Source organism: Candidatus Dadabacteria bacterium (assembly GCA_009837205.1).
Classification (GTDB): Bacteria; Desulfobacterota_D; UBA1144; order Nemesobacterales; family Nemesobacteraceae; genus Nemesobacter.
Genome location: VXTZ01000018.1, coordinates 1 through 8,055 on the forward strand (window position 1 = coordinate 1; position 8,055 = coordinate 8,055).

Annotated in this window: 7 protein-coding genes; 3 read left to right on the forward strand and 4 right to left on the reverse strand. The window is 49.7% G+C overall.

What is annotated here, in order from left to right:
- The first annotated feature begins 292 nt into the window (after window positions 1-292).
- The 3 genes from F4Z13_04000 (at window position 293) to F4Z13_04010 (ending at window position 3,967) form a co-directional block, all read left to right on the forward strand.
- Window positions 293-1,540: an IS110 family transposase gene (locus tag F4Z13_04000; GenBank protein MXZ48403.1), complete on the forward strand. Its 1,248-nt coding sequence runs from the start codon at window positions 293-295 to the stop codon at window positions 1,538-1,540.
- 304 nt (window positions 1,541-1,844) lie between these two features.
- Window positions 1,845-3,050, forward strand: a complete 1,206-nt coding sequence (locus F4Z13_04005) for a hypothetical protein (protein MXZ48404.1) — start codon at window positions 1,845-1,847, stop codon at window positions 3,048-3,050.
- A gap of 383 nt (window positions 3,051-3,433) precedes the next feature.
- Window positions 3,434-3,967 (forward strand): hypothetical protein, encoded by a 534-nt coding sequence (locus tag F4Z13_04010; GenBank protein ID MXZ48405.1) that lies wholly within the window; start codon window positions 3,434-3,436, stop codon window positions 3,965-3,967.
- Between the two features lie 288 nt (window positions 3,968-4,255).
- On the opposite strand, the gene F4Z13_04015 is transcribed toward F4Z13_04010, so the two are convergent.
- From F4Z13_04015 to F4Z13_04030, 4 genes are all read right to left on the reverse strand, one after another.
- A complete protein-coding gene (locus F4Z13_04015) occupies window positions 4,256-4,708 on the reverse strand; it encodes a dehydratase (protein ID MXZ48406.1) in 453 nt (150 codons plus the stop codon).
- Window positions 4,709-4,723: 15 nt separating this feature from the next.
- The gene (locus F4Z13_04020) at window positions 4,724-5,149 is read right to left on the reverse strand and encodes a Zn-ribbon domain-containing OB-fold protein (GenBank protein MXZ48407.1); all 426 of its coding nucleotides are present in this window, start codon (window positions 5,147-5,149) and stop codon (window positions 4,724-4,726) included.
- A gap of 24 nt (window positions 5,150-5,173) precedes the next feature.
- The gene (locus F4Z13_04025; protein ID MXZ48408.1) at window positions 5,174-6,385 is read right to left on the reverse strand and encodes a thiolase family protein; all 1,212 of its coding nucleotides are present in this window, start codon (window positions 6,383-6,385) and stop codon (window positions 5,174-5,176) included.
- An 81-nt stretch (window positions 6,386-6,466) separates the two neighbouring features.
- Window positions 6,467-7,603, reverse strand: coding sequence for an acyl-CoA dehydrogenase (locus F4Z13_04030; GenBank protein MXZ48409.1), 1,137 nt, complete (start codon window positions 7,601-7,603; stop codon window positions 6,467-6,469).
- Window positions 7,604-8,055 lie beyond the last annotated feature (452 nt).

An 8,055-nucleotide genomic window follows, 5' to 3' on the forward strand; every position in this document is an offset into this window, starting at 1 on the left:
TTCTTGTCATCCAGTCTCACGTACCTGTCCCCTTCTCCGAAATCCAGCTGTTCCAGTACCATTCTAAAAGCTTAAATCGAGCGAAAAATTTAAAAATCAAGTTTAATTCACGGGTTGCCTGACCGAGAGTTGCCCAGTTGTTCCCGCGCCATAGAGCGCCTAAAGTGGACAAGCGCCTCGGTCAAGCGCCACCGTGATGGATGCCCAACAGGAAGTTTGTGCCATTGAGCACCAGTACTGGATCCGACAAGCATCACGGCTAACCCGAATTTACATGGAGGTAATAATTTACATGAAGAATCATGAATCTCTATTTTTTGGAGTTGACTGGGGAAGAAGTTCCCACCAGGTCTGCGTAGTTGATCACGAAGGTTCCGTCGTCGGAGAAAAGAGCTTCAAACACTCTGGTGGAGGTCTTTTGGAAATGGCGCAGTGGATGAGAGAGATCTCAGACTCTGAGGCCTGTGATATAGCAGCAGCTATTGAGGTAAACCACGGCCCTGTCGTTGAGAGTCTTGTTGAACAGGGCTTCGGAGTTTATTCCATAAACCCAAAGCAGCTTGACCGCTTCAGGGACAGATTCTGCGTCTCAGGAGCCAAGGATGACAGGAGAGACGCTCTTGTGCTCGCTTCTGCGCTCAGAACGGATCGTTCCCACTTCCGCCTTGTTGAGCCCCGGGATCCCGATGTCATAATCCTGCGGGAATTCAATAGGACCAGAGAGGAACTTACAGCAGAACGAACCCGTTGCGTTAACCGTCTTCGTGGATTGCTCTTCAGGTATTACCCACAGTTCTGCGAGCTTCTGGGCAAAAAGGTAAACACGTGGCACCTGGAGCTATGGGAGCTTATGCCTTGTCCTGACTCTGCAAAAAGAAAAAGAGTACAAACGGTAGATAACCTTCTCAAACGCAACGCAGTGAGGCGTTTTAACGCGAAGCAGGTGCTTGAAATACTCCGCCGCAAGAAAATAGAACTAAACGATGCAACCACAGGGAGCTGCATTGAGCACATAAGGATGATCATTGAACGCATGAGAGTGATAGACCGCCAGCTCAAGGAGACCAAAGACTCAATCAAGCAGGTTATTGAGACCATGAACTCAAAGCTAAAGGCCGAGGGGGAAAGACCGACCGATATTGAGATACTCAGGTCCATTCCCGGGGTGGGGCCTGTAGTGCTCGCTACTCTGATTGCCGAAGCCTGGGACCTTGTACGTCGCCGTGACCTGAAGGCGCTTCGATGTCTTGGAGGTACGGCTCCGGTAACGAGACAATCGGGCAAGAGCAGACAGGTTGTTCGGCGAAGAGCGGTATGCAGAAGCCTCGCCAATGCGTTTCATACCCCGGGCGGCATAGCGGTAAAACATGATCCGGTAAGCAGGGTTAAGTACGAAGCGCTTCGTGCAAAAGGCCATGGTTACTGCAGGTCTGTTCGTACTGTATGCGACCGTCTTTTATTGGTTGCATGCGCCATCCTGAAAAAAGGAGAACTGTTCGACAAGGAGTTCAAGAAACCCCTGGAGGATATTGCAGCATAAACAGAGATCGAGCAGAAATGAAATCGGAAAGAAAAAAAGAGAGACAGAAAAAATCAAGGAGGAATCTCAAAAAAAGAAATTCGCTCTATACATAAAATTTAGGCTTGTAAAAGACAGGAAGTCCACTTTCCTTCCTCCGGCATTGTCTTGTATCCACACCCACAGCCACCCTGTAATTTGACGGGGGGGGGGATGAGCGGATATTATCTGTTATTGTTTGAAATTTAACTGGAATATAAGGGCGTATTTTTAGAAGTGCCCGCATATCGTTATGTAGTAAAAATCAGCCGAGGAGATAAGAACAATGAAACACTTTACACCTATTCTTGCAATCGTTTTCATGATTGTCGCTTGCGGAAGTGAGAGAGAGGGGGGGGGTGAATCTGCCCTTCAGACCGAAAAGCAGTTCCCTACGTTTAATGATGCCCGGATTGTACCTTTTGAATCTCTTGAGGTGGGGGCAGAACGTGCCGCAGAAAGCACCCCAAGTTTTACCAGCACCGGCATTTCAAAATCTTCCGTAGCAACGGATACTGTTTCTGCGTCCTTTCATGCCTCGCCGGGTGAACTAACCAATATTGTTTCTACATCCATTGAGCGCGCAGACCCCACTGTGAATTTTACGGTCACCCGCGGGGATGGTAGCAGCTTGATTTTTGATTCGTCTACACAGTCGGTAACGGACACAATACAAAAGCGAGCTTTGCCGCCCTCACCCCTTCGCCGTCACCATTTAACTAGCTGGTTATTGTTCGACTATTCGGAATCAGAGACCTTGGCATCCAATGTCGCGGTCAGCTGGCATAACGACGATCCAACGGATTACCTGGTAGCTGGCTACTGGATGCATCTGAAAGGAGACCTCGGCGCAGGCTCAGTTGAGAATGTAGATGTTGGAGTGTTCATTGACGGTCCCGAATTCTTCTCCAGTTCTCCTCGGTTGCCAGCGGACGGCACAGCCCTCTACAGGGGTCGTTTCGCGGGCATGTACACGGTATATTACGATGATCCCCTATGGCTGGTAATAGACCCTCGTCTTGTGAGTGGATTTAAAGAATCAGGGGAACTCTCCGGAGAGATACTGCTCAGGGTCGATTTTGCGAATAAAACCATAGAAGGGTGTGTCGGGTGTGTTGAGAACCTCGAAACTACAGGGGTCACAATACATCCTGACGGAACTCGAAGCGACCTTTATACCAAGCTAAGTCTCGTTTCGATCAAGTTTCCTCCGGCTGAAATTCAAGAGTCAGACGGCACATTCCGGAATACAGATATTACAACCTCCGTAAGTGAACAAAAACTTAGAATCAATGACAACATTGTGCCAGTCGGGTATCAACTCCCCACAACTGGTTCTTGGGACGGCAAGTTTTCAAGCCGCACTGCTGTAGACGAATCAGAACATCCCGGCCTCGTTGCGGGAACAACCGCTCTACAATCACGACTCCCGGGTGGGAGTCGAATTAGGTTCGTCGGCAGCTTTTTTGCCAGTAAGCTGATAACCCAATAATCAGTTGATTCTCACTTCGATGGCGTAAAAGCTCCCGATAATCTTGTTTGACCGTAAACAAGTCTTAGTCCCTGTTTGATCTCGAAAAAGATAATTGAAAGCACGACCTCAAAGTAGTAGCACAGAAAAGGAAAGAGTTCGCAGAAACAGCTTGAATGTGCACTTTTCATACGCTTGAAAAAACTCAGGGGAATTGATCCACGTTTTCAGATTTGCGTCCTCTTTCTCAGGCAGCAAGGTATATAATTCCAAATCAAATAAGACTTCAGGAACTCTGAAATTGGCTTAAATTTAGCTTGACATCGAATGTGTGCTTGTGATAAAAGCATAATTAGCGGTCCCTGTCTTGGGACCAGGAACGGTTATGATTTCATACAGGAGGTATGGTTAATATGGTTCCAATAGAAGCTTTGTTAGGTTACGTGTTGTTGCTCGTGGGATTTGTGTTCTTCGCGAACGGAATGACCCTTTTAGGTAAAACCGGAGCGAAGGAAGTGGGAGTGCTCAATCTGGGGGTCGGCGTGCTTATAGCGATTGCCGCCTGGAAGCTGCACACCCTTGGTCTTACGGCGGCTACCGCGCTTGTATCGGTATTTGCGTTGATATACCTGATAGTCTACGCGGTATTCGTACACGGACATGACGCGAAAGGGCTGGGAGTGTACTGTCTTTTCGCAACGGTGGTGTTTATATGGTACGGGGCTCATTTCCAGGCACTTGGGCTTGCGTATTTTGCGTACTTCTGCTGGGCATGGGCTTTGCTGGTGCTTCTCTGCTTCTTTGCGTTCTCGCAGGGTAAGGATCTTGGCAAGCCGATAGCCTATCTGTTCATAATAGAGTCGATAGTGACCCTGTTGATACCGGGAATGCTTCTGCTTACAGAGAAGTGGAATCCTCTCGGAGGAGTACCAGGCTAAGGTTTGATACTGCCGTGCTTTTCTGAAAAAGTCTGAGGCTTTAAGCGTCGGTGCGAACGGGAAGCACGGGATTTTTAAGAGTTGGTTTTGTTTCGGCTAGGCAGTCCGAAACTTAACAGAAGTTTGCGAGGCGGCTTCAGCTTCGAATGGTTTTTGATGCAGCAGTCGCCGAGCAAATAATTCCTTGTCCCTGAGGCAAGGGAGTGCCGGTTTACAGGTGGTTTACAAAAAAAGGGGACTTTCGAGTCCCCTCTTTTTTTGTTTTGTAACTAAGGAATTCCGGAGCTTTTAGGCTTCTTCCTTTCTCTGGACGAGAATCACCCACTTTCCTTTCTGAGCGGGCTTTTCAGCATCTTTGTGGGTAAATACGTTTACCTCAAAAATGAAGAACCCCATGTTCGGACGCCTGTGTTCCCTTTTCTCAACGAGCTTTCTCGTTATGTGAATCGTGTCACCTGGGAATACAGCTCCCGAAAATCTCCAGTCTTCAAGGCCCATGAAGGCGACGGTAGCGAGTCTCGGCATGGTGAACCAGAGGCCGGTGGCTATGGAAGTCACCAGCATGCCGTGGGCTACTCTTGTCTTGAACACGGTTTTCTTGGCGAACTCCTCGTCTATGTGCATATTGTTGTAATCTGCGGAAAGTCCAGCGAAGTTGACGATGTCGGCTTCAGTAATGGTTCTTCCTGAGCTCTTGTGCTCGTCTCCCTCGTTCAGATCTTCGTAAAAAAGTTTTGGCATCTTTAGTTCTCCTTTTTAACCAACTGGTTTGAATTTGGGGAGGGTGACCTCATCTGTGACGTCATCGAAGCAGACCTGCACTTCCATCCCGATAGTTACTTCACTCGGGTCCACGTCAACCACGTTGGACATCATCTTCACTCCCTCGTCCATCTCAATAAGGGCCACTACATAGGGAGGCTCACCCTTGTACGCCTTGGATGGTCCCATGTGGTGTATGGAAAAAGTCCATACCTTCCCCCGACCCTCACTCTCAACCCACTCTATGTCCTCACTCATGTCCCCCCCAGGGGAAAGAGCCCTTGGGTAAAAGAAAAACTCTCCGGTCTCCCTTGACCTCGGGATAACCAGCTTGTGCTCCTTGGCAGCCTCCCAGTACGGCCTTGTCTCCGGCCGAAACTCAGGCAAAGGCTTGTTATACGCTTTTTTCTCTTCTGACATTTTCTTAGTTCTCCTTTTGTATCGTTAATTAATCGGCTGGTTCCCAAGGACCACCGTGCTGTGAGCAGACACTATCCCACCGTTTCCATGCACAACCGCCACTTCGGGGTCCTCAACCTGCCTTGACCCCGCGTCTCCCCTTAATTGCAACGTGGCCTCAACCACATGATGCATGGCCCCAAGGTGAGCCTGTGAGAGCAATCCCCCGTGGGTATTAACAGGAAGGTCCTTCCCTATCTCCATTCTTCCCTCAAGGGCAAACGCTCCTCCCTCTCCCTTGGGAACAAAACCCAGTCCCTCGAGTTCAAGAAGAACGGTTATCGTAAAGCAGTCGTAAAGAAACGCTATGTCAACGTCCCTTGGTTCTATTCCCGCAGTGTTAAACGCCTTCTGCCCCGATCTCTCGACCGCGTCGTATATCTGGTCAAGGTTCTCTAGGGAGGTGAGGTACTGGTGAGAGTATCCCTGTCCCATTCCCCAGAGGTAGGCAAGATCGTTTTCTATTCCAAGCTCCTTCGCCTTATCTTCCGTAGTTACTATGAAAGCAGCTCCCCCGTCAGAGATAATCGAGCAGTCATACTTGGTAAGGGGCTCCGCTATAACTCTTGAGGTAAGAACGTCCTCTATTGAGAGCGGATCCTTGTTCATCGCGTTTTCCTTATCAGCTGCGTGCTTTCTCATGGTAACCGCCACAGCTGCGAGGTGTTCTCTTCTGCTGTTCCAGTCATGCAGGTATCTCTGCGCCGCGAGTGCGTATCCCCCGGGAGTCGTTAATCCGTATGGGAACTCAAACTCCGCGTGGCACATCTCCCTTATAAGCGCAAGCATCCCCGAGGACGATATCCCCGAGAGGGTGTTATCCCCCCTTACGCAGAGTACCACTTCTGCCTGCCCCGAGGATATGGCCATGGCGGCCTCGGCCACCATCCACACCGCGGTGGCTCCCCCCACGGCTACCGAGGAGAAGAACCTCGGGTTCATGCCGAAGTAATCGGCAAAGGTAGTGCAGTGCATGAAGGTGTGCTCGACAAGGGAGAAGGCCGTTACGAGGCCGTCCACGTCATCTTTTTTTATCCCCGCGTCCTCAATAGCGAGCTTTGAGGCTTCGCTCAGGAAGTGAAAGGAGCTTTTATCCGGGATCTTTCCCTGTTCCGTTTCACCCACCCCGGCGATAACCACTTTTTTGTTCTTTAGAAGTTCTCGGGTCTCCTGTATGCCCGGAAGGTTCTTAGACATTGTAATGCTTCCTCCTTACTTAGTGCTCTTTAATGTTCAAAATCCGTATCATATTACTACATACACAGGGATTTTGCCAAACTAAATCCCAAGTTCGCGCGAAATAACGATACGCTGTATCTCCGAGGTTCCTTCGGTTATGGAAGCCAGCCTCGCGTCGCGGTAGTATCTCTCTGCGTTGTACTCGACGCTGTAGCCGTAGCCACCGAGTACCTGCAGGGCTTCAGTGGCCACCCACTGCACTATCTCGGCCGAGTAGAGCTTGGCCATGGAAGCTTCCTTGAGACATCTTTTCCCTTTGCTGTAGAGCCATGCGGCCTTGTAAACCATAAGTCTCGCGGTCTCTATTTTGACCGCCATATCGGCGAGCTTGAAGCTTATGGCCTGAAACTTCGATATGGGTCTTCCGAACGCCTCTCTTTCCTTTGAATACTGAAGAGCGTACTCAAAGGCGGCCTGAGCTATTCCGACGCTTTTCGCGGCGTGGGTTATGCGTGCTCCGAGCAACGTTTCCATCGCCCCCGCGAATCCCCCTTCTCCTACGAGCAGACTTTCTTCACCGACCTCACAGCCCTCAAATATAAGTTCCGAGGTGTCCGCGGAGCGGTGCCCGAGCTTGTGCATCTTTCCGCTTACGGAAAATCCCGGGGTGCCCTTGTCAACTATAAATATGCTTATCCCGTGACCCTTTTTCGTCTTGTCTGTGTAGGCGGCCACGACCGCGTAATCGCACATGGTGCCGTTTGTTATCCAGGTCTTCGTGCCGTTAAGCACGTAGTGGTCTCCCTTTTTTTCCGCCTGGGTTCTTATGCTTCGCGCGTCGGAACCGGCATTGGGTTCGGTGATTCCCAGGGAGCCGATCAGTTTGCCCTCGATCCCGGGGACGAGATATTTCTGCTTCTGCTCCTCGGAGCCGAATTTGTATATGGGGAACATGGAAAGGCTTGTGTGGGCGTTAATGCACATAGCTATGCCGGCGTTAACCCTCCCCATTTCCTCCGAGAATATGCAGTCCATTATCTTATCCTGAGCGACCCCTCCGTATTCTTCCGGAAAGGAGATTCCAAGCAGTCCGATTTCCCCGAGCATGGGAAACAGCTGCTTGGGGAAGGTCTGAGTGGCTTCCGCTTCTTCAACCAGCGGTTCTATCTCGTTCTGGGCGAAATCCACTATCATTTCCCGGAACATGCGCTGCTCGTCCGTGAATTCGAAATCAATAGGCAATTTGGCGTCCTCCCTGTGCCAATCCTCATTATAGCGAGAAAGTTTTTCGGGAAGGCAGTATAGCCGTTTTAGCGCGCTGTGGCAAAGTAACTTTGCAATTGCGGTAAAAACTCTATTGACATAACTGGTAAGTAGAGAGTACTATAACAAATGTTCCACCTTCCGGTTGCCGCCGTGGCTGTTTTTTCCCTAACGGGATTAAGTGGCTTCGGCGGCTTTTTTTTGTCTGATTCAGCATAAACCGTGATCGCGTTTCGGGCGAAGAATTCTCTCTTCTTTTCACACCCAAATCGGCATTTTTAGGGGGTTAAGCGGGCAGATATTCTTCGGTATCCCGAAACCGGGAAAAAGTTTGCTTAATATCACAAAAAAGTACTTGACAAAAGGGTGTAAGATTTGATTGAATGTAAATCGGGTGAGGTTGCGTCTATTCGCATCCAACAGAA